Genomic DNA, 18,210 nt, shown 5'->3' on the forward strand with positions numbered 1-18,210 from the left:
GTTTCCATCTGGTTATACTACGCCAGCGCGCAGCATGTCATGCATATGCACGACGCCGATCAGCTGATCGCCGTCGGCGACCATAACGGCGGTGATATGCTTATTCTGCATCAGGTTAAGCGCGTCGACCGCCAGCATGCCGGGACGCACCCGCACGCCGCCCGGCGTCATCACGCTGGCGATAGCGGCCTGTTGAAAATCGATGCCCATATCGAAGACGCGGCGTAAATCACCGTCGGTAAAAATTCCCTGAATCTGCATCAGATCGTCCACGATCGCCGTCATACCAAGGTTTTTACGCGTGATTTCCAGCAACGCGTCGCGCAGCGAGGCATCTTTCGTCACGTGAGGGATTTCGTCGCCGGTGTGCATGATATCACTGACGCGCAGCAACAGCTTGCGTCCCAACGCGCCGCCCGGATGCGAAAGGGCAAAATCTTCGGCGGTAAAGCCGCGCGCCTTAAGCAGCGCCACCGCCAGCGCGTCGCCCATCACCAACGTCGCGGTGGTGCTGGAGGTCGGCGCAAGGCCGAGCGGGCAGGCTTCCTGCGGCACTTTAACACAGAGATGAATATCCGCGGCGCGCGCCATGGTGCTCTCCGGTCGCCCGGTCAGGCAAATCAGTTCGACCTTAAGCCGTTTCAGCACCGGAATCAGCGCTAAGATCTCATTCGACTCGCCGGAGTTGGAGATTGCGATAACGATATCGTTGGCGCTGACCATGCCGAGATCGCCATGGCTGGCCTCGGCCGGATGCACGAAAAAGGCGGGCGTGCCGGTGCTGGCGAAGGTCGCCGCCATTTTTTTACCAATATGTCCCGATTTGCCCATGCCCATTACCACCACTTTTCCCTGGCAGTAAAAAATTCTTTCGCAGGCACAAGTGAAATCTTCATTAATGTATTGGTCAAGCTGCTCCAGCCCCTGACGTTCAATATGAAGCACTTCTTTACCAGCCTGTTGGAAATCAAAGCCTGGTTCGAGCATAAGGTGAGACATTGATATCAGTCCTTTATCCGTTGAGACTCAATGGTTGCAGGTAGAGCACCGCTACCCAGATGATAAAACCGGCCAGTAGCACGGCGCCGGCGCGACGGCCGATACGACGGCTACGCTGCAGGCAGATAAGCGTAAACAGGGCGCTGACGCCCAGCATAACCCAGTAGTCGCGCTCAATAACGGCGCTGTCGAACGCGCCGGGTTGTATCAGCGCCGGCAGGCCCAGCACGATAGCCATATTATAAATGTTCGAGCCGATAAGGTTGCCGATGGCGATATCATCTTCGCCTTTTAATGCGCCGGCGATCACGGTAGCCAGCTCCGGCAGGCTGGTGCCCACCGAAATGATCGTCAGGCCGATAACCAGCTCACTGACGCCTAAGTAGTCGGCGATAACCGTCGCGTTATCGATCACCATGCGGGTGGACATCGGCAGAATAATCAGCGCGACCGCCAGCCAGAGAAAAGCGACGGTATTGCCCGCGTCGTCTCGCGGCAGCTCGGCCACCTGTTCCCGCGTCAGGGAGTCGCTGTTATCTCTTTCCGCGCGACGGGCGATGCGAATAATAAACAGCAGGTAAAGAAAGGCGATGGCGATCAGCGCCAGGCCGTCGCCCCGGCTAAGCTGATTATCGAATAGCATCACGCCGCACAGCAGCGTGACCAGCAGCATCAGCGGCAGTTCGCGTCGCACCAGCATGGAATGCACGGTCAGCGGATGCAGCAACGCCGCGCCGCCCAGGATCAGAAGAATATTGGTGATGTTAGATCCTATCGCCGTGCCGACGGCGATATCCATTTGCCCGTACGTCGCCGCCGTGAAGGAAACAATCAGCTCCGGCAGCGAAGTGCCGATGCCGACAATGGTCATGCCGATAATGATCGGGGGATGCCTAACGAGCGGCAAAGAATAGCGGCACTAAACACTAAACGATCGGCTCCATAAACCAGTAAAACTAAACCGATAACTAACAGTGCAGTGGCTAAGAGCATGAAAAATCCTTGGATCGGTTATACTTGTCGGCTTGCCTGGCTCGTCATTGTGCGGGCGTCGCAAAAAGAATGGCGATGATTTTGACCGTCTGCGAGCAAAAAGTAAAACTTATGCCGGTTTTCGCTACGACGAGGCGGTAAGTTTCTGTAAAACTCGCGGCTATCGTCAGGAGAGTGCGATTAACATAGCTGATTTATATCGCCTGAAATGGGTAACAGAGGTAGCAATGCACCAGCCATCTACGAATCTGGTTGAGGTCCACGGCGTGAGTTTCTCGCGTGGCAACCGCACCATTTTCGACAATATCTCGTTAACGGTGCCAAAAGGAAAAGTCACCGCCATCATGGGGCCTTCCGGCATCGGCAAAACAACCCTGCTGCGTCTTATTGGCGGGCAGTTGCAGCCGGATGCCGGAGAAATCTGGTTCGACGGCGAGAATATTCCCGCGCTTTCGCGCTCACGGCTGTATGAAACGCGCAAGCGCATGAGCATGCTTTTTCAGTCCGGCGCGCTGTTTACCGATTTGAATGTATATGAAAATGTCGCCTGGCCGCTGCGTGAGCACACTCGCCTGCCGCCGCCGCTATTGCATAGCACGGTGATGATGAAGCTGGAGGCGGTCGGACTGCGCGGCGCGGCGAAGCTGATGCCTTCAGAACTGTCGGGCGGCATGGCCAGACGCGCCGCGCTGGCGCGCGCTATTGCGCTGGAGCCTGACCTGATTATGTTCGACGAACCTTTTGTCGGGCAGGACCCGATTACCATGGGCGTGCTGGTAAAGCTGATTGATGAGCTTAACCATTCGCTGGGCATGACCTGCATCGTGGTTTCGCATGATGTGCCGGAGGTCTTGAGCATTGCCGATTACGCCTATATTGTTGCCGGACAAAAAATTATTGCCCAGGGAACGACGAAGGCGCTGCAGGAAAATCCCGATGCGCGCGTGCGTCAGTTCATCGACGGCATTGCTGACGGGCCGGTGCCTTTCCGCTATCCGGCCGGCGATTATTTTGCCGATCTTACCGGCTCAGGGAGTCAATAAACTGATGTTCTTACATGCTCTGGCGTCATTAGGACGCCAAGGGATCCGCACCTGCGCTTCTTTTGGCCGCGCCGGCCTGATGTTGTTCCATGCATTGGCGGGCAAACCTGAGTTTCGCAAGCATGCTCCGCTGTTAATCAAACAGCTTTACAGCGTCGGCGTGATGTCACTGCTGATCATTCTTGTTTCCGGCTTGTTTATCGGCATGGTGCTGGGCCTGCAGGGATATCTGGTTCTGACGACTTACAGCGCCGAAACCAGCCTCGGCATGCTGGTGGCGCTTTCGCTGCTGCGCGAGCTGGGGCCGGTCGTCACTGCGCTGCTGTTTGCCGGACGCGCGGGATCGGCGCTGACGGCGGAAATCGGTTTGATGAAAGCCACGGAGCAGCTTTCCAGCATGGAGATGATGGCGGTCGATCCGCTGCGTCGGGTGATCTCGCCGCGTTTCTGGGCGGGCTTTATCAGCATGCCGCTGTTGGCGATGATTTTCACCGCCGTCGGCATCTGGGGCGGCGCTCTGGTCGGCGTCAGCTGGAAGGGCATCGACCCCGGTTTCTTCTGGTCGGCGATGCAGAATGCGGTGGATTTCCGTACCGATGTACTTAACTGTTTGATTAAAAGCGCAGTATTCGCCATAACGGTGACCTGGATCGCCCTGTTTAACGGCTACGACGCTATCCCGACTTCTGAAGGGATTAGCCGGGCTACGACGCGCACCGTCGTACACGCGTCGCTGGCGGTACTCGGTTTAGATTTTGTGCTGACGGCACTGATGTTTGGGAATTAAGGCAATGCAAACCAAAAAAAGTGAAATCTGGGTAGGCGCGTTTATGCTGCTGGCGCTGGTCGCCATCCTGTTTCTCTGTCTGCGCGTAGCGGACGTGAAATCGCTGGGCACTGAACCGACATGGAAGCTTTACGCGACCTTTGACAATATTGGCGGCCTGAAAACCAGTTCGCCGGTGAAAATCGGCGGCGTGGTTATCGGCCGCGTCACGGACATCTCGTTGGACGAGAAAACCTTGTCGCCGCGCGTCACGATGGCGATTGAAGACAAATATAACCATCTTCCCGACACCAGCTCGCTGGCAATCCGCACCCAGGGGCTGCTGGGCGAGCAGTATCTCGCGCTAAACGTCGGCTTCGACGATCCTGATATGGGAACGGCGATCCTGAAAGACGGCGACACGCTGCAGGACACGAAATCGGCGCTGGTGCTGGAAGACCTTATCGGTCAGTTCTTGTATAAGAGCGGCGACGGCGGCCAGAACAGCCAAAATACGCAGCAGGAGCAGGACGCGCCGGCGCAGCCGGCGCCTGCGACCCCGGACCAACCTTAAGAGGCTATAGATATGTTTAAACGTTTATTGATGGTCGCTATGCTGGTCATCGCACCGCTGGCGGCAAACGCGGCGGACCAAAGCAACCCCTACAAGCTGATGAACGAGGCGGCGCAAAAAACTTTTACCCGTCTGAAAAATGAGCAGCCGAAAATCAAGCAGGATCCGAACTACCTGCGCGAAATCGTGCGTCAGGAACTGCTGCCTTATGTGCAGATCAAGTATGCCGGCGCGCTGGTGCTCGGCCGTTACTATCGTGAAGCGACGCCGGCGCAGCGCGAAGCCTACTTCAAGGCGTTCGGCGATTACCTGGCGCAGGCGTATGGCCAGGCGCTGGCGCTCTATCATGGTCAGACTTACCAAATCGCCCCGGAGCAGCCGCTTGGCAATGCCAACATTATCGCTATCCGCGTCTCAATCATCGATCCTAACGGCCGTCCGCCCGTGCGCCTGGATTTCCAGTGGCGTAAAAACAGCCGCACCGGCGAGTGGCAGGCGTATGACATGATTGCAGAAGGTATCAGCATGATTACCACCAAACAAAATGAGTGGAGTGACACGCTGCGCACCAAAGGCGTTGATGGTTTGACGCAGCTGCTGAAAAACTATGCGGCTCAGCCGATTACGCTGGATCAGAAAAACAATGGCTGACGATCTGCGCTGGCACGTAGAGGCAAAAACGCTTTTCCTGCAGGGCGAACTCGATCGCGAAACGTTGATTGGTCTGTGGCAGCAACGGGAAAAGGTGATGCAGCACATTGAGACGATCGATGTCTCTGGCCTGCAGCGTGTCGATTCTGCGGGACTGGCGCTGCTGGTGCATTTGCGCCAGATAGCGCAGCAGCAGGGAGCCCGCCCCGTTTTTAGCGGCATCACGGATAAATTACACTCCCTGATTACGCTATACAATTTACAGCAGATCATTGTTTCTGCTAATAATCCTGTCTGACCAAACGGGATTGCCGTCTAAGCCCCTGCATCGTCAGGGGCTTTTTGCTTGTTTAAGATAAATGCGCTTTCAACTAATATAACAGCCTGTTTATCATCAACCGAATCCAGAAAAATCATGGAAAATAGCGAAATTCAGACAGTGCTGATGAACGCACTGCCTTTAACTGAGGTCCACGTAAGCGGCGACGGCAGTCACTTTCAGGTTATTGCCGTAGGCGAAATTTTTGCCGAGCTGAGCCGTGTGAAAAAGCAACAGACGGTATATGCGCCGCTGATGGAATATATTGCCGATAACCGTATCCATGCTGTTTCGATCAAAACCTACACACCTGAAGAGTGGGCGCGGGATCGTAAGCTAAACGGTTTCTAAGCTGTTGACGCGGCACACGGCCCGCGATTCAACAGCCTTTTGAGTATTGACAACAGAGAGCAGTTGCAATGGATAAATTTCGTGTACAGGGTCCGACCCGGCTGAGTGGTGAAGTAACCATATCCGGCGCCAAAAATGCCGCGCTGCCGATCCTGTTCGCCGCTCTGCTGGCTGAAGAGCCGGTAGAGATTCAGAATGTCCCAAAACTTAAGGACATCGATACCACCATGAAGCTGCTGAGTCAGCTGGGTGTCAAAGCGGAGCGCAATGGGTCGGTGCATCTGGACGCCAGCAAGGTCGATGTTTACTGCGCCCCTTATGAACTGGTGAAAACCATGCGCGCGTCCATTTGGGCGCTGGGGCCGTTGGTGGCGCGCTTCGGCCAGGGGCAGGTTTCTCTGCCGGGCGGCTGCGCCATCGGCGCGCGCCCTGTCGATCTGCATATTACCGGTCTTGAGCAGCTGGGCGCCGAAATCAAGCTGGAAGAGGGCTACGTTAAGGCGTCGGTTAATGGGCGTCTGAAGGGCGCGCATATCGTAATGGATAAGGTGAGCGTCGGCGCGACGGTGACCATTATGTCCGCCGCGACGTTGGCGACCGGCACCACCGTGATTGAAAACGCCGCGCGCGAGCCTGAAATTGTCGATACCGCCAACTTCCTGAACACCCTGGGCGCTAAAATCACCGGCGCGGGCGGCGATCGCATTACTATCGAAGGCGTGGAGCGCCTGGGCGGCGGCGTTTATCGCGTGCTGCCGGATCGTATCGAAACGGGCACCTTCCTGGTGGCTGCGGCTATCTCTGGCGGCAAAGTGGTGTGTCATAAGACGCAGCCCGATACGCTGGATGTGGTACTGGCGAAGCTGCGCGACGCGGGCGCGGATATCGAGACGGGCGAAGACTGGATCAGCCTGGATATGCACGGCAAACGTCCGAAGGCGGTGAATGTGCGCACGGCGCCGCATCCTGGTTTCCCTACCGATATGCAGGCGCAGTTTACGCTGCTGAACCTGGTGGCGGAAGGCACCGGCGTCATTACCGAGACGATCTTCGAAAACCGTTTTATGCATATCCCGGAACTGATCCGTATGGGCGCGCATGCGGAAATTGAAAGCAATACGGCGATCTGTCACGGCGTTGAAAAACTGTCCGGCGCGCAGGTCATGGCGACCGATTTACGCGCCTCGGCCAGTCTGGTGCTGGCGGGCTGCATTGCCGAAGGCACTACGATCGTGGATCGTATCTACCATATCGATCGCGGCTATGAGCATATCGAAGATAAGCTTATCGCAATGGGCGCCAGCATCGAGCGCGTCAAAGGCGAATAGAATCGCGTATTCTTTCGGGAATCATGCTGAACAACAGCCTCCGCTTTGCGGGGGCTGTTTTTTTTAGGACTGGCGTCAGGGACGAGAGCGGATAAGATTCTTGCGATCCAGCAGCTTATTCGTTTTGGGGTCGTAATAGCGGCTGGGCCAGATTTCTGCAGGATGAACGGCAAGCGCTTCAGCAATCAGCCATTCGCCTTTCGGCCAGGGACGATTAAGCGCATTAGCCAGCGTTGATGAACTTAGTCCCGCTTTACGCGACACGGCCGCCAGAGAGGTTCCCTTTTTATGCAGGGCGGCGATGATATCGGCAGTGTGCCAGTCCTTTTTTGTACGGTTCACATTCTTTTTCATAGCGCATTTCTCCCTATGCTTATTTCACCTGATGGAAACAACCGGATTTTTTAAGAAAATTTAAGTTAAACAGGATTTGCTAATCAGGTTGTTAACCCACAATATTTTTCTTATTAAACAATTTATAGTGGGTTTTTATAGCAAACAGGCTCCATATGTTTCCAGTAATTTTTGAATGAGGCCGACAAAATGTGTTTTTCTTCGCAAAAAGATTAATAAAGACTGCAACACAAACGGTGAAGCGGAAGGCAGATAGCAGAATGGGTTAAAAGCGGCGCGGAAAGCGACGCAAGAGAAGAGATTACCGAAGGAGAGAAACGGGAGCCTGAGTCAGCTCCCGCCGTCATATATCAGGAATCGCGCTGTACGGCCATATGCGCCAGCGCTTCGAGCGCGCTGCGCCAGGGGGATTCAGGCAGCGCCTGCAGGGCGGCAATCGCTTTATCCGCTTCCTCTTCGGCGCGGCTGCGCGTCCACTCCAGCGATCCGCACTGACGCATCGTTTCCAGAACCGGATCCAGCAGATGGCGACCATTTCCCTGCTCAATCGCTTCACGAATCATCGCCGCCTGCTGCGCGTTGCCGTGGCGCATCGCATGCAGCAACGGCAGCGTCGGCTTGCCTTCGCTCAGATCGTCGCCCACATTTTTACCCAGCGTTTCGCCGTCGGCGCTGTAATCGAGAAGATCGTCGATCAGCTGAAATGCGGTGCCGATATAGCGGCCATAATCCTGCAAAGCCTGCTCCTGCGTCGCGCTGCCGCCGGCGAGAATACCAGAAGATTGCGCCGCCGCCTCAAACAGGCGCGCCGTCTTGCTGTAAATGACGTGCATGTAGCTTTCTTCGGTGATGTCGGGATCGTTGCAGTTCATCAGCTGCAGCACCTCGCCTTCAGCGATGACGTTTACCGCCTCCGACATCAGCGCCAGAATGCGCAGCGAGCCCAGGCTGGTCATCATCTGAAAGGCGCGGGTATAGATAAAATCGCCTACCAGCACGCTGGCCGCGTTGCCGAAAGCGGCATTGGCGGTCGCTTTGCCGCGGCGCATATCCGATTCATCGACGACATCATCATGCAGCAGAGTGGCGGTATGAATGAATTCAATCAGCGCGGCGATAGTGACGTGCTGATTCCCCTCATACCCTAAAGCGCGCGCCGCAAGAATGGCGATCATCGGACGAATACGCTTTCCGCCGCCGCTGATGATGTAGTAACCCAACTGATTGATGAGCGAAACATCTGAATTCAGCTGTGAGAGAATGGTCTCGTTGACGGCCGCCATGTCTTGCGCGGTTAATTCATTAATTTGTTCTAAATTCATCAGTCTGTTCAGCTATTGCTCTGTTCAGCGCCATGTTAAGCGACTTTGCCCATGTCTGTGCCACGTAATGTATTACAGATTGTACTTGAAAAACGAGGCTCTTGAATCCTGAGTATGGCGCTGCGTTTTTTTTCTGCAATCCTTTGCTATGTCCTCTTGTCAAGCCAGGGAATTTTGCGTAGAATTCGCGCCCTATTGTGAATATTTTATCGCGCCGCCTGACAATTGAAGAAGGCAAGCGCAGAAGCGGAGTTTTATATGTACGCGGTTTTCCAAAGTGGTGGTAAACAACACCGAGTAAGCGAAGGTCAAACCGTTCGCCTGGAAAAGCTGGACATCGCAACCGGCGAAACTATTGAGTTCGATCAGGTTCTGATGATTGCAAACGGTGACGACGTAACTATCGGCGCACCGCTGGTTTCAGGTGGCGTGATCAAAGCAGAAGTTGTAGCTCATGGTCGTGGCGACAAAATTAAGATCGTTAAGTTCCGTCGTCGTAAACACCACCGTAAGCAGCAAGGCCACCGTCAGTGGTTCACTGATGTGAAAATCACTGGCATCAGCGCCTGAGAGGAGATCTGACAAATGGCACACAAAAAGGCTGGCGGCTCGACACGTAACGGTCGCGACTCTAACGCACAGCGCCTGGGCGTAAAACGTTTTGGCGGTGAATCAGTACTGGCTGGCAACATCATCGTTCGTCAGCGTGGCACCAAATTCCACGCAGGCACCAACGTTGGTCTTGGCCGTGACCATACTCTGTTTGCTACTGCAAACGGTAAAGTAAAATTCGAAGTTAAAGGCCCGAACAACCGTAAATACGTCAGCATCGTTGCTGAGTAAGGTTGTCGCGCTGCAGGTTGATTAATCAGCCTGCCAGAGAATGAAAGCCCCGCAGAGTATTGCGGGGCTTTTTACATTTTGAGCTTGCCTGATTTGCTGTACACTTTACGTACAGCCTTTCCGCAACGGGTCATCGCTTATGGCCTCGGCGGAATACAGCCGCACCGGCATGTCCGGTCGCCAGGTGAATGATTTACGGAGAAGGTAAATGAAGTTTGTTGATGAAGCGACAATTCTGGTTGTCGCAGGTGATGGCGGTAATGGTTGCGTCAGCTTCCGTCGTGAAAAATATATCCCGAAAGGCGGCCCTGACGGCGGTGACGGCGGTGACGGCGGTGATGTCTACCTGCTGGCTGACGAAAACCTCAACACGCTGATCGACTATCGTTTCGAGAAATCGTTCCGCGCCGAGCGTGGACAGAACGGTCAGAGCCGCGACTGTACCGGCAAACGCGGCAAAGATATCGTGATTAAAGTGCCGGTCGGCACGCGCGTGATCGATCAGGGCACCGGCGAAACGTTGGGTGACCTGACGCGGCATGAGCAGAAGCTGATGGTGGCGAAGGGCGGCTGGCACGGCCTGGGCAACACCCGTTTTAAATCGTCCGTTAACCGTACGCCGCGTCAAAAGACGATGGGGACGCCGGGCGAAAAACGCGATCTGCAGCTGGAGCTGATGCTGTTGGCGGACGTCGGCATGCTGGGCCTGCCTAACGCCGGTAAATCCACCTTTATCCGCGCCGTTTCCGCCGCAAAGCCAAAAGTTGCCGACTATCCGTTTACCACCCTGGTGCCAAGCCTTGGCGTGGTGCGCATGGACAGCGAAAAAAGCTTTGTGGTAGCGGACATCCCTGGTCTGATTGAAGGGGCTGCTGAAGGCGCAGGTCTGGGCATTCGCTTCCTGAAACATCTTGAGCGTTGCCGCGTGCTGTTGCACCTGATCGATCTGGCGCCGATCGACGAATCCGATCCGGTGGAAAACGCGCGCATTATCCTCGGCGAGCTGGAAAAATACAGTGAGAAACTGTACCGCAAACCGCGCTGGCTGGTGTTCAATAAGGTCGACCTGCTGGATCAGGAAGAGGCGGAAGCCCGCGCGAAAGCGATCGTCGAAGCGTTGGGCTGGGAAGAAAAATATTACCTGATCTCTGCCGCCAGCCAGACCGGTGTTAACGCGCTTTGCTGGGACGTCATGTCCTTCCTGATCGCCAATCCGAAAGAGGCGGAAGAGGAAGAGAAGAAACCTGAGAAAGCAGAATTCATGTGGGATGACTACCACCGTGAAGCGCTGGAGCAGGCGGAAGAAGAAGTGGACGAAGAGTGGGACGACGACTGGGATGAGGATGACGACGAAGGCGTCGAAATCATCTACCAGCGCTAAATGGCCGCTCAACGATAAGCCCGGTTACGCCGGGCTTTTTTATGCCCATTTTTTACTACCAGAGCAAAAAATAGCCAGATGATAAAGAAAATGTTTATCATCCCCTAATTATTTATCGTTGGGGGACACCACGCCTTATCGTCATTTCCTTTTTCTTTTCAGTGCGCTGTTTACTCTGTTTGCCGCCGCTTCTTCAGTTCAGGGTGGCGGGCAACCGGCATTGCGCATCCAGACCGGAACGATCGCGGCGATTGCTGAGCTGCAGCTTGCCGCCGTGCAGCTGTAAAATGCGCAGCACAATATTTAATCCCAGCCCGCTGCCGCCGTAGCGACGATCGCGACGATGAAACGCCTGCGTCAGCTCGCTCGCGGTCTCTTCATCAATGCCACCGCCCTCGTCCAGCACGCGCAGCAGGCTGCCTTCCTGTTCGATCTGGAGCTGTAGCGTGATTGCAGAGGCTTCCGGGCTGTAACGCGACGCATTCTCCAGCAAATTACGCAGCATCAGGCGCAGCAACACGGCATCGCCCTGCACCCGACCATCCTCTTGCGGCCAGACCAGACGCTGTTGGCGCTGCTTCATCATCTCTTCTATTTCGTCCTGTAACGGAGCGAAAATATCCTGCTGCCAGCTCAGCGTTTGATAATGCCCGCTGGCCAACGCCTGTCCGGCGCGCGACAGCATCAGCAGTTGCTCAATGACATGCATCAGCTGGTCGACGCGCGCCACCAGCATCGGCGCCTGCTTAATTTCCTGTTGCGCCAGCAGTTCCAGATGCAGTCGCAGGCCCGCCAGCGGCGTGCGCAGTTCATGCGCCGCATCGGCGGTGAATAATCTTTCCTGTTGCAGCGTCTGGTTAAGACGCGCCAGCAGCTGGTTGAGCGCGCGCGTCACCGCCACGATCTCCTCCATATCGGAAAAGGTCGGCAGGGGAGTGAGGTTATCAGCGGAGCGTTCGGCCAGGCTGGCCTGTAGCGCGTTCAACGGGCGAATGATCCAGCTGATGGCCCAGAAAGAGAGAATAAGGGTAAAGCCCACCATCACCAGCGAAGGCAGCAGCAGCGAGGCGATCGCTTCGCGAATTTCGTTTTCGACATGTTGATTGCGCGACTTCGCCGTCAGCGTTTCGTTGACCAGAAAGCCGATCTGTTCCCGGCTCTCATGCCAGAGCCAGATCGCGCTCATTAGCTGACAGGTCAGCAGGATCAGCGCCAGCATCATCAGCAGCCGCCGACGCATGCTGTTCATTGACGTTCTTCCAACCGGTAGCCGACGCCGCGCACCGTTTTAATGCGATCTTTGCCCAGTTTGCGGCGCAGATTATGAATATGCACTTCCAGCGTGTTGGAGCCGTTATCATCCTGCCAGCTGTAAAGATCCTGCTGCAGCGTCTCGCGATGCACCGTCTGGCCAATACGCATCAGCAGGCGCGTCAGCAGCGCGAACTCTTTCGGCGTTACTTCAATCGGCTGATTTTCGACGGAAACCTGAAGCGAGGCGAGATTCAACGTCAGATCGCCGTGCTGAATTTGGTTATCGCTGCGCCCCTGATAGCGACGGATCAGCGCGCGCACGCGCGCCTTCAACTCCGCCAGGGCAAATGGCTTAACCAGATAATCGTCGGCGCCGGCATCCAGTCCGCTGACCCTATCCTCCAGCGCATCACGCGCCGTCAGGATCAGCACAGGCAGATCGATGCCCTGCCGACGCCAGCGCCGCAGCAACGCCGCGCCGTCCATATCCGGCAGGCCGAGATCGAGAACGATGAGGCTGTATTGCCCGCTGTGCAGCAGCGTCTCCGCCTGCGCGCCTTTAGCGGCACAGTCGGTGACATAGCCTTCGCCGCCCAGCGCAAGGGCGACGCCCTCCTGCAACAGCGCATCATCTTCTACGATAAGTATTTTCATCAGTCTCAGTTATTTTGATAGAGATCCTTATATAAACGGCTTTCGAAGCGCACCAGCGGTACCCGACGTATTTTCTTATCCTCAGGCGGCACGGCGTAACCGGAGAGGAACTGCACGAAAGCGACGCGCTGCCCGCTGGCGGTAGTGATAAAGCCAGCCAGATTATAGACGCCGGAGAGCGAACCGGTTTTCGCGGAGACTTTGCCGTCGACGCCCGCCTCATGCAGCCCGCCGCGATAACGCAGCGTGCCGTCGTAGCCTGCCAGCGGCAGCATCGAGATAAAGTTTAGCTGCTGATCGTTTTGCGCAATATATTGCAACACTTCCATCATGGTCGCCGGGGCGATCAGATCGTGACGCGACAGCCCGGAGCCGTCGACCTGAATGCTGTTGCCCAGATCGATATTCGCCTTTTGACGCAGAATGCGACGCACGGCGTCGGAGCCTGCGCGCCAGGTGCCCGGCACGTTAAAATAGTGATGACCGATAGTACGGAACACCGTATCGGCAATCATATTGTCCGATTTTTTCAGCATGGTTTTCAGCAGGTCGCGCAGCGGCGCGGACTGCGTTTCCGCCAGCACGGCGCCAGGTTCGGTGACGCGCGTCTGGCGGACAAGATGGCCGGTATAGTCAATACCCGCGTCATGCAGCATCGCTTTCAAAATCGCGCCCGCCCAGGCGGCGCCGTCCTGTATCGAAAAAGCCAGCGGCAGAGGCTCGCTGCGTTGCGTCATGCAGCCCGTCAGCGTAAAGCGGTTCAGCTCGCCCGGCACCACGTCCAGCTCACAGTAGGGCGCGTCCGGCGAGCCCTTAGCTAAGGTGCGCACCTGGCTGAACATATTGACGGGATAGTAAGACGCGACGCGGATAAAGGCGTTGTCGTCAGGGCGTTCGGCGCTATAAAGCGAAACGGAGAAACAGTTCTTATCGACGATGGCGGCGGCTGGCGGTGCGCTAAAACATTGCGTGATATCATTCCATGGCCAGCCTGGCGCCTTGTCGTGGCTGGCGAAGACCGAGGTATCGATCACCAGATTGCCCTGAATATGGGTGATGCCCTGTTTGGTCAGCGCCGCCACCATATTGCGCAAATCCTGACGCGACAGCGTCGGATCGCCGGCGAAGCGTGCGACCAGATCGCCTTTCAGCGTGCCGTCGGCAACTTTGCCCTGGGTTTCCAGCGTGGTGCGAAAGCGAAAGTCAGGGCCCAGCTCCAGCAGGGCTGCGAGCGCCGTCACTACTTTCATGGTGCTGGCTGGCAAAGCCATTTGTTTACTGTGATAATCGACCAGCGGCGTTGATGAACCCACTTTTTGTGCCATCAGCGCCAGGTTTGCGCCATCCGGTAAGTATTGTGTGTATTCTTCCACAGGTGCTGCGTGAGCTTGCAGCATAAACGCACAGGTTAGTCCGGTAACAAGTCGTGAAAATCGCATAATCTCGCGGTAACTGACGGGTGAAGCCGTCATACTACGGTGCATCACGGTAGAAAGTAAACGATGACCCACAGGGAACTCTGGGTTAAAATACGTATCAAAATGCAAACCTGAATCCTGACCTGGAGCTTGCTCCGGGTCAGGTTTCTTTTGTTTGCGAATCAGCCGGTAGCGTTGCACAACGCGTCTGGCCGACGACCACTGGTCAGGACGACAACAAGCAAACAGGACCGATGACGAGGTATTAAAATGAATCAGATTCCGATGACGTTAAGGGGCGCAGAGAAGCTGCGTGAAGAACTCGAAGAGCTGAAGACCGTCAGACGCCCCCGTATTATTGCCTCCATTGCGGAAGCGCGTGAACATGGCGATCTGAAAGAGAATGCCGAGTATCATGCCGCACGCGAAGAGCAGGGCTTTTGTGAAGGGCGTATTCAGGAGATCGAGGCCAAGCTGTCTAACGCGCAGGTTATCGACGTAACGAAAATGCCAAACAATGGCCGCGTGATTTTCGGCGCGACAGTTTCCGTTCTGAATCTTGATACTGACGAAGAGTCGACCTGGCGTATCGTCGGCGACGATGAGGCAGACTATAAGCAGAATTTAATTTCCGTGAACTCGCCGATGGCGCGCGGACTGATCGGTAAAGAGGCGGACGACGTGGTGGTGATCAAAACGCCAGGCGGCGACGTCGAGTATGAAATTCTGAAAGTAGAATATCTTTAATCACTGCAACGCAGCTTTAAAGCGTCGCATGATTGTAAAGAAAGGAAAAAGGCCGCATCGCGGCCTTTTATCCAGTGCAGGAGCGTGGCAATTTCTTCCGGCTGAGTCATCAGCGAACGCGATTAACGCGGCAGGGAGATTTTACGTTCTTCTGTCGGGCGGTACAGCACCAGCGTCTTGCCGATAACCTGCACGTTACAGGCTCCCGTTTCGCGAACAATGGCTTCCACCACCAGGTTTTTCGTTTCCCGATCTTCGGTAGCGATCTTCACCTTAATCAGTTCGTGATGCGTAAGCGCCTGATCGATCTCGGCCAGCACGCCTTCGGTAAGGCCGTTGTTGCCCAGCATAACGACAGGTTTCAGCGGGTGCGCCAGACCTTTCAGGTGCTGTTTTTGTTTGGTACTCAGATTCATCGTATATTTTTACTTACATTGGGATTGAAAACGGTACATTCTACCGCCATCTCTGGTATATCACCAAACGCGACAGCCGTCAGTTTGGTTATTTATCGCTACGATGAAGAATAGTTGGAAAAAGTATGACAGGTAAAAAGCGTTCAGCCAGTTCCAGCCGCTGGCTTCAGGAACACTTTAGCGATAAATATGTGCAACAGGCACAGAAAAAAGGGTTGCGTTCGCGCGCCTGGTTTAAACTTGATGAAATACAGCAGGGCGATAAGCTGTTTAAGCCCGGCATGACGGTAGTTGATCTCGGCGCCGCCCCCGGCGGATGGTCACAGTATGTCGCAACCCAAATCGGTTCGAAAGGGCGTATCATTGCCTGTGACATTCTGCCTATGGATCCTATCGTTGGTGTCGATTTCCTTCAGGGCGATTTTCGTGAAGAATCGGTAGTGAAGGCGCTGCTGGAACGCGTCGGCGAAGAGAAAGTTCAGGTTGTCATGTCCGATATGGCGCCCAACATGAGCGGCACCCCCGCTGTGGATATTCCCCGGTCGATGTATCTGGTTGAGCTGGCGCTGGAAATGTGTCGCGATATTCTGGCACCCGGTGGCAGCTTTGTAGTGAAAGTATTTCAGGGAGATGGCTTCGATGAATACCTGCGGGAAATTCGCTCCCTGTTTACGAAAGTGAAAATTCGTAAGCCGGACGCTTCGCGGTCACGTTCACGCGAAGTGTACATTGTAGCGACAGGGCGCAAACTATAGTACCCTACGCTGTCTGTTAACACAGTTGTAATATGAGGTTAATCCCTTGAGTGACATGGCGAAAAACCTGATTCTCTGGTTAGTCATCGCGGTCGTGCTGATGTCTGTCTTCCAGAGCTTTGGGCCCAGCGAGTCGAATGGCCGTAGGGTTGATTATTCAACCTTCCTGTCGGAAGTGAACCAGGATCAGGTCCGCGAGGCACGTATTAACGGGCGTGAAATCAACGTTACCAAAAAAGACAGTAATCGATACACGACCTACATTCCCGTCAACGATCCCAAGTTGCTCGATAACCTGTTGACTAAAAATGTAAAAGTTGTCGGTGAACCGCCGGAAGAGCCGAGCCTGCTGGCTTCTATCTTCATCTCCTGGTTCCCGATGCTGCTGCTGATTGGCGTCTGGATCTTCTTTATGCGTCAAATGCAGGGCGGCGGCGGCAAAGGCGCGATGTCCTTTGGCAAAAGCAAAGCCCGCATGCTGACGGAAGATCAGATTAAAACCACTTTCGCCGACGTCGCAGGCTGTGACGAAGCGAAAGAGGAAGTCGGCGAGCTGGTGGAATACCTGCGCGAGCCGAGCCGCTTCCAGAAACTGGGCGGTAAAATTCCGAAAGGCGTTCTGATGGTGGGCCCGCCGGGTACGGGTAAGACGCTGCTGGCGAAAGCGATCGCCGGCGAAGCGAAAGTGCCGTTTTTCACCATTTCCGGCTCCGACTTCGTGGAAATGTTCGTCGGCGTGGGTGCGTCACGCGTACGCGATATGTTCGAGCAGGCGAAAAAAGCTGCTCCCTGCATCATCTTCATCGATGAGATCGACGCCGTTGGCCGTCAACGCGGCGCTGGCTTGGGCGGCGGTCACGATGAGCGTGAGCAGACCCTGAACCAGATGCTGGTCGAGATGGATGGTTTTGAAGGCAATGAAGGCATCATCGTTATCGCCGCGACCAACCGTCCCGACGTGCTTGACCCGGCGCTGCTGCGTCCAGGCCGTTTCGACCGTCAGGTCGTTGTTGGTCTGCCGGACGTGCGCGGCCGTGAGCAAATTCTGAAAGTCCATATGCGTCGCGTGCCGCTGGCTACCGACATTGACGCGGCAATTATCGCGCGCGGCACCCCTGGCTTCTCCGGCGCCGACCTGGCTAACCTGGTCAACGAAGCGGCGCTGTTTGCCGCACGTGGCAACAAGCGCGTTGTATCGATGGTAGAATTCGAGAAAGCGAAAGATAAAATTATGATGGGTGCGGAACGTCGCTCCATGGTAATGACGGAAGCGCAGAAAGAGTCTACCGCCTACCACGAAGCGGGCCATGCCATTATCGGTCGCCTGGTGCCGGAACACGATCCGGTGCACAAAGTAACGATTATCCCGCGCGGCCGCGCGTTGGGCGTGACCTTCTTCCTGCCGGAAGGCGATGCGATCAGCGCCAGCCGTCAGAAGCTGGAAAGCCAGATTTCTACGCTGTACGGCGGTCGTCTGGCGGAAGAGATCATCTACGGACCGGAGCATGTTTCCACCGGCGCCTCCAACGACATTAAAGTTGCCACCAATCTGGCGCGTAACATGGTGACGCAGTGGGGCTTCTCGGAAAAACTGGGTCCGTTGCTCTATGCGGAAGAAGAGGGTGAAGTGTTCCTCGGCCGCTCAGTAGCGAAAGCCAAGCATATGTCTGACGAAACCGCGCGCCTGATCGATCAGGAAGTGAAGCAGCTGATTGATACCAACTATCAGCGCGCTCGTCGTATCCTGAACGAAAATATGGATATCCTGCACGCGATGAAAGACGCGCTGATGAAGTATGAAACCATCGACGCGCCGCAAATCGACGACCTTATGGCGCGCCGTGAAGTGCGTCCGCCGGCAGGCTGGGAAGATCCAGGCACCGGTTCCGGCAGCTCGGATAACAACGGTTCGCCGAAGGCGCCGCGTCCGGTTGATGAGCCGCGCACGCCGAATCCAGGCAATACCATGTCTGAGCAGTTTAATAAATAACTGTAAAAGACATCTGAAAACCCCGGCTGGTCCGGGGTTTTTTACATCCAGA

The 18,210-nt window shown here is 55.5% G+C and carries 20 protein-coding genes and 1 pseudogene; 13 read left to right on the top strand and 8 right to left on the bottom strand.

What is annotated here, in order from left to right; genetic code table 11:
* Positions 1 to 12: 12 nt before the first annotated feature.
* Both kdsD and C2E16_RS02670 read right to left on the bottom strand, forming a co-directional pair.
* Positions 13 to 999, bottom strand: a complete 987-nt coding sequence (gene kdsD, locus C2E16_RS02665) for an arabinose-5-phosphate isomerase KdsD (protein ID WP_038628789.1) — start codon at positions 997 to 999, stop codon at positions 13 to 15.
* 13 nt (positions 1,000 to 1,012) lie between these two features.
* Positions 1,013 to 1,992: pseudogene (locus C2E16_RS02670) on the bottom strand (calcium/sodium antiporter).
* Between the two features lie 227 nt (positions 1,993 to 2,219).
* Here C2E16_RS02670 and mlaF point away from each other — a divergent pair.
* The 7 genes from mlaF to murA all read left to right on the top strand — a co-directional run bounded on the left by mlaF (position 2,220) and on the right by murA (position 7,024).
* Positions 2,220 to 3,035, top strand: a complete 816-nt coding sequence (mlaF, locus tag C2E16_RS02675; protein WP_038630164.1) for a phospholipid ABC transporter ATP-binding protein MlaF — start codon at positions 2,220 to 2,222, stop codon at positions 3,033 to 3,035.
* Between the two features lie 4 nt (positions 3,036 to 3,039).
* Complete coding sequence (gene mlaE, locus C2E16_RS02680; RefSeq protein WP_038628786.1) at positions 3,040 to 3,822, top strand: lipid asymmetry maintenance ABC transporter permease subunit MlaE; 783 nt, start codon at positions 3,040 to 3,042, stop codon at positions 3,820 to 3,822.
* A 4-nt stretch (positions 3,823 to 3,826) separates the two neighbouring features.
* Positions 3,827 to 4,375, top strand: a complete 549-nt coding sequence (gene mlaD, locus C2E16_RS02685; protein ID WP_038628785.1) for an outer membrane lipid asymmetry maintenance protein MlaD — start codon at positions 3,827 to 3,829, stop codon at positions 4,373 to 4,375.
* A gap of 12 nt (positions 4,376 to 4,387) precedes the next feature.
* Positions 4,388 to 5,026, top strand: a complete 639-nt coding sequence (gene mlaC, locus C2E16_RS02690; protein WP_084969947.1) for a phospholipid-binding protein MlaC — start codon at positions 4,388 to 4,390, stop codon at positions 5,024 to 5,026.
* A complete protein-coding gene (gene mlaB, locus C2E16_RS02695) occupies positions 5,019 to 5,324 on the top strand; it encodes a lipid asymmetry maintenance protein MlaB (RefSeq protein WP_038628781.1) in 306 nt (101 codons plus the stop codon). Before mlaC ends, mlaB begins: the two co-directional genes overlap by 8 nt.
* 117 nt (positions 5,325 to 5,441) lie before the next feature.
* Positions 5,442 to 5,696 carry a BolA family iron metabolism protein IbaG gene (gene ibaG, locus C2E16_RS02700; RefSeq protein ID WP_038628779.1) on the top strand — a complete coding sequence of 85 codons (255 nt, stop codon included), beginning with the start codon at positions 5,442 to 5,444 and terminating at the stop codon, positions 5,694 to 5,696.
* 68 nt (positions 5,697 to 5,764) lie between these two features.
* A complete protein-coding gene (murA, locus tag C2E16_RS02705; protein ID WP_084969946.1) occupies positions 5,765 to 7,024 on the top strand; it encodes a UDP-N-acetylglucosamine 1-carboxyvinyltransferase in 1,260 nt (419 codons plus the stop codon).
* Between the two features lie 75 nt (positions 7,025 to 7,099).
* Here murA and C2E16_RS02710 read toward each other — a convergent pair whose 3' ends face one another.
* Both C2E16_RS02710 and ispB read right to left on the bottom strand, forming a co-directional pair.
* Positions 7,100 to 7,366 carry a helix-turn-helix domain-containing protein gene (locus C2E16_RS02710; RefSeq protein ID WP_038630163.1) on the bottom strand — a complete coding sequence of 89 codons (267 nt, stop codon included), beginning with the start codon at positions 7,364 to 7,366 and terminating at the stop codon, positions 7,100 to 7,102.
* Positions 7,367 to 7,728: 362 nt separating this feature from the next.
* Positions 7,729 to 8,700, bottom strand: coding sequence for an octaprenyl diphosphate synthase (gene ispB / locus C2E16_RS02715; protein ID WP_038628775.1), 972 nt, complete (start codon positions 8,698 to 8,700; stop codon positions 7,729 to 7,731).
* A 258-nt stretch (positions 8,701 to 8,958) separates the two neighbouring features.
* Here ispB and rplU point away from each other — a divergent pair, with 258 nt between their 5' ends.
* The 3 genes from rplU to cgtA all read left to right on the top strand — a co-directional run bounded on the left by rplU (position 8,959) and on the right by cgtA (position 10,924).
* Positions 8,959 to 9,270, top strand: a complete 312-nt coding sequence (gene rplU / locus C2E16_RS02720) for a 50S ribosomal protein L21 (RefSeq protein WP_038628773.1) — start codon at positions 8,959 to 8,961, stop codon at positions 9,268 to 9,270.
* Positions 9,271 to 9,285: 15 nt separating this feature from the next.
* The gene (rpmA, locus tag C2E16_RS02725; protein WP_038628771.1) at positions 9,286 to 9,543 is read left to right on the top strand and encodes a 50S ribosomal protein L27; all 258 of its coding nucleotides are present in this window, start codon (positions 9,286 to 9,288) and stop codon (positions 9,541 to 9,543) included.
* 208 nt (positions 9,544 to 9,751) lie between these two features.
* Complete coding sequence (cgtA, locus tag C2E16_RS02730) at positions 9,752 to 10,924, top strand: Obg family GTPase CgtA (RefSeq protein ID WP_038628769.1); 1,173 nt, start codon at positions 9,752 to 9,754, stop codon at positions 10,922 to 10,924.
* 193 nt (positions 10,925 to 11,117) lie between these two features.
* Here the strand turns inward: cgtA and pmrB are convergent, their stop codons facing one another.
* The 3 genes from pmrB to dacB are packed head-to-tail and all read right to left on the bottom strand — an operon-like array spanning position 11,118 to position 14,271.
* Positions 11,118 to 12,173: a two-component system sensor histidine kinase PmrB gene (gene pmrB, locus C2E16_RS02735; RefSeq protein ID WP_084969945.1), complete on the bottom strand. Its 1,056-nt coding sequence runs from the start codon at positions 12,171 to 12,173 to the stop codon at positions 11,118 to 11,120.
* Positions 12,170 to 12,832 carry a two-component system response regulator PmrA gene (gene pmrA / locus C2E16_RS02740; RefSeq protein WP_084969944.1) on the bottom strand — a complete coding sequence of 221 codons (663 nt, stop codon included), beginning with the start codon at positions 12,830 to 12,832 and terminating at the stop codon, positions 12,170 to 12,172. The genes pmrB and pmrA overlap by 4 nt, the downstream gene beginning before the upstream one ends.
* A 5-nt stretch (positions 12,833 to 12,837) precedes the next feature.
* The gene (gene dacB, locus C2E16_RS02745; RefSeq protein ID WP_084969950.1) at positions 12,838 to 14,271 is read right to left on the bottom strand and encodes a serine-type D-Ala-D-Ala carboxypeptidase; all 1,434 of its coding nucleotides are present in this window, start codon (positions 14,269 to 14,271) and stop codon (positions 12,838 to 12,840) included.
* A gap of 249 nt (positions 14,272 to 14,520) precedes the next feature.
* Between dacB and greA the strand changes: the two genes are divergently transcribed.
* Positions 14,521 to 14,997, top strand: a complete 477-nt coding sequence (greA, locus tag C2E16_RS02750; RefSeq protein WP_038628763.1) for a transcription elongation factor GreA — start codon at positions 14,521 to 14,523, stop codon at positions 14,995 to 14,997.
* A gap of 122 nt (positions 14,998 to 15,119) precedes the next feature.
* Here greA and yhbY read toward each other — a convergent pair whose 3' ends face one another.
* Positions 15,120 to 15,413 carry a ribosome assembly RNA-binding protein YhbY gene (yhbY, locus tag C2E16_RS02755; protein ID WP_038628761.1) on the bottom strand — a complete coding sequence of 98 codons (294 nt, stop codon included), beginning with the start codon at positions 15,411 to 15,413 and terminating at the stop codon, positions 15,120 to 15,122.
* A 125-nt stretch (positions 15,414 to 15,538) separates the two neighbouring features.
* On the opposite strand from yhbY, the gene rlmE reads away from it, so the two are divergent.
* Together rlmE and ftsH are read left to right on the top strand one after the other, a co-directional pair.
* Complete coding sequence (gene rlmE, locus C2E16_RS02760; protein WP_038628759.1) at positions 15,539 to 16,168, top strand: 23S rRNA (uridine(2552)-2'-O)-methyltransferase RlmE; 630 nt, start codon at positions 15,539 to 15,541, stop codon at positions 16,166 to 16,168.
* 55 nt (positions 16,169 to 16,223) lie between these two features.
* A complete protein-coding gene (ftsH, locus tag C2E16_RS02765) occupies positions 16,224 to 18,158 on the top strand; it encodes an ATP-dependent zinc metalloprotease FtsH (RefSeq protein ID WP_038628757.1) in 1,935 nt (644 codons plus the stop codon).
* The last annotated feature ends 52 nt before the right edge of the window (positions 18,159 to 18,210 follow it).

Origin of the sequence: Mixta calida, from assembly GCF_002953215.1 — a bacterium.
Taxonomy (GTDB): domain Bacteria; phylum Pseudomonadota; class Gammaproteobacteria; order Enterobacterales; family Enterobacteriaceae; genus Mixta; species Mixta calida.